The organism is Lysinibacillus sp. NPDC056959 (genome assembly GCF_042674095.1).
Lineage (GTDB): Bacteria > Bacillota > Bacilli > Bacillales_A > Planococcaceae > Lysinibacillus > Lysinibacillus zambalensis.
In genome coordinates this window covers 37,942-39,974 of record NZ_JBHURE010000032.1, presented here as the reverse complement: position 1 = coordinate 39,974, position 2,033 = coordinate 37,942, and the positions used below count along the sequence as shown (strand labels likewise).

Annotated in this window: 1 protein-coding gene and 8 tRNA genes; all 9 read right to left on the bottom strand. The window is 41.0% G+C overall.

Annotation, left to right across the window (positions count from 1 at the left end):
• Positions 1-162: 162 nt before the first annotated feature.
• The 9 genes from ACFTQ7_RS22715 to ACFTQ7_RS22675 all read right to left on the bottom strand — a co-directional run bounded on the left by ACFTQ7_RS22715 (position 163) and on the right by ACFTQ7_RS22675 (position 1,491).
• Positions 163-236 (bottom strand) — tRNA-Gly (locus ACFTQ7_RS22715).
• Between the two features lie 24 nt (positions 237-260).
• A tRNA-Arg gene (locus tag ACFTQ7_RS22710) sits at positions 261-337 on the bottom strand.
• Positions 338-357: 20 nt separating this feature from the next.
• Positions 358-443 (bottom strand) — tRNA-Leu (locus ACFTQ7_RS22705).
• A gap of 66 nt (positions 444-509) precedes the next feature.
• Positions 510-582: transfer RNA gene (locus ACFTQ7_RS22700), tRNA-Lys, on the bottom strand.
• Positions 583-597: 15 nt separating this feature from the next.
• Positions 598-672 (bottom strand) — tRNA-Gln (locus tag ACFTQ7_RS22695).
• A gap of 5 nt (positions 673-677) precedes the next feature.
• Positions 678-753, bottom strand: a tRNA-Asp gene (locus ACFTQ7_RS22690).
• 36 nt (positions 754-789) lie between these two features.
• Positions 790-861 (bottom strand) — tRNA-Glu (locus ACFTQ7_RS22685).
• A gap of 1 nt (position 862) precedes the next feature.
• Positions 863-939: transfer RNA gene (locus tag ACFTQ7_RS22680), tRNA-Asn, on the bottom strand.
• 90 nt (positions 940-1,029) lie between these two features.
• Positions 1,030-1,491: a SprT family protein gene (locus ACFTQ7_RS22675; protein ID WP_386831344.1), complete on the bottom strand. Its 462-nt coding sequence runs from the start codon at positions 1,489-1,491 to the stop codon at positions 1,030-1,032.
• Between the last annotated feature and the right edge of the window lie 542 nt (positions 1,492-2,033).

Genomic DNA, 2,033 nt, shown 5'->3' with positions numbered 1-2,033 from the left:
TTTGATGTCCAAAATTTTGTTTCGTTCACTAACTCAAGGTTAGCTACTAAAAACTTTATTGATTACGTTTTGCTTGTTCAGTTTTCAAGGTTCATAACGTCGCTTCTAAGCGACAACTTCTACATCATACTATACGAAAAATATGAATGTCAATAAGTTTTTTGGAGCGGGTGATGAGAATCGAACTCACGACATCAGCTTGGAAGGCTGAGGTTTTACCATTAAACTACACCCGCAATATGAATAATATTTATTTAAAATGGCGCGCCCGACAGGAGTCGAACCCATAACCTTCTGATCCGTAGTCAGACGCTCTATCCAATTGAGCTACGGGCGCATATATTTGATAAATTGACTTGGTGCGGCCGAGAGGACTTGAACCTCCACGGGGTTGCCCCCACTAGGCCCTCAACCTAGCGCGTCTGCCGTTCCGCCACGACCGCATTCGATTAGTAACTTTCTCATTGTACTACGATAATCTGAAAAGTCAACTTTTTTTCTTAAAGAGATGAGCCATGAAGGACTCGAACCTTCGACCCTCTGATTAAAAGTCAGATGCTCTACCAACTGAGCTAATGGCTCGTATTAAGAAATGAATGGCTGGGGTACTAGGATTCGAACCTAGGCATGACGGAATCAAAATCCGTTGCCTTACCGCTTGGCTATACCCCAATAAGTGGCGGTCCCGACCGGGATCGAACCGGCGATCTCCTGCGTGACAGGCAGGCATGTTAACCGCTACACCACGGGACCAATGTTACTATATTTTCATAAATTAAAATAATGAAATGACCCCTACGGGATTCGAACCCGTGTTACCGCCGTGAAAGGGCGGTGTCTTAACCACTTGACCAAGGGGCCATGGCTCCGAAGGCAGGACTCGAACCTGCGACAACCTGATTAACAGTCAGGTGCTACTACCAACTGAGCTACTTCGGAATAATTCACATGTTTCGTCGTCGTTATCTTGTCGACTTTTACTATTATAGGGACATCTGCAGTAAACGTCAACCCTTTTTCATTATTTTTTTATTCTATTAGTTTCAAACGTCCTAAACACTTGCTACAGCAGTATTTCTCCACATTCATTCTAATTTTTCTTACATAAGATTGTTGGCATTTTACACATGTATATGTATACAGTCGACGTTGTTTTTTGGAAGCTGTCTTAGGGATTTGTAATACTGCACAAAAACGAGGAGCATTCACTTTTACTAATAGCTCTCGAAAATCTTTGTCTCGATGCTGATACCCTTTGCCTTCCAAATGTAAATGATAATGACATAATTCGTGTCGAACTATCCCTTCTACTTCACTAATACCATACAATTCATATGCTTTTGGGTTAACTTCAATATTATGCGATTGTAATAGATAACGTCCACCTGTTGAACGTAACCTTGAATTAAAATATGCTCGATGCATAAACGGCTTCTGGAAACTATCTAATGATATTCGACTAACAAGGTGTTGAAGTTCCTCATTGTTCATATCTATATCACCTCTAACAACAAGAATACCACACTGTATAGTATAGACAGTGTGGTAAATTTTATCCCGCTATAACGGGCAGTAATTTATCTGTATCGAAACATAGCATTAGTACAATCATAGCAAGGGCTAGAAATTAGGTGGGAGATTAACTGCCCGTAATAGCCCGATTGGTGAAGACTAATAATCAGCGAGGATGAAGAGAATCCCCGCTGATTATAGTTTCACTTTATCCCGCTATAACGGGCAGTAATTTATCTGTATCGAAACATAGCATTAGTACAATCATAGCAAGGGCTAGAAATTAGGTGGGACATTAACTGCCCGTAATAGCCCGATTGGTGAAGACTAATAATCAGCGAGGATGAAGAGAATCCTCGCTGATTATAGTTTCACTTTATCCCGCTATAACGGGCAGTAATTTATCTGTATCGAAACATAGCATTAAGTACAATCATAGCAAGGGCTAGAAATTAGGTGGGACATTAACTGCCCGTAATAGCCTGATTGGTGAAGATTAATAATCAACAGGGCTCGAGAGA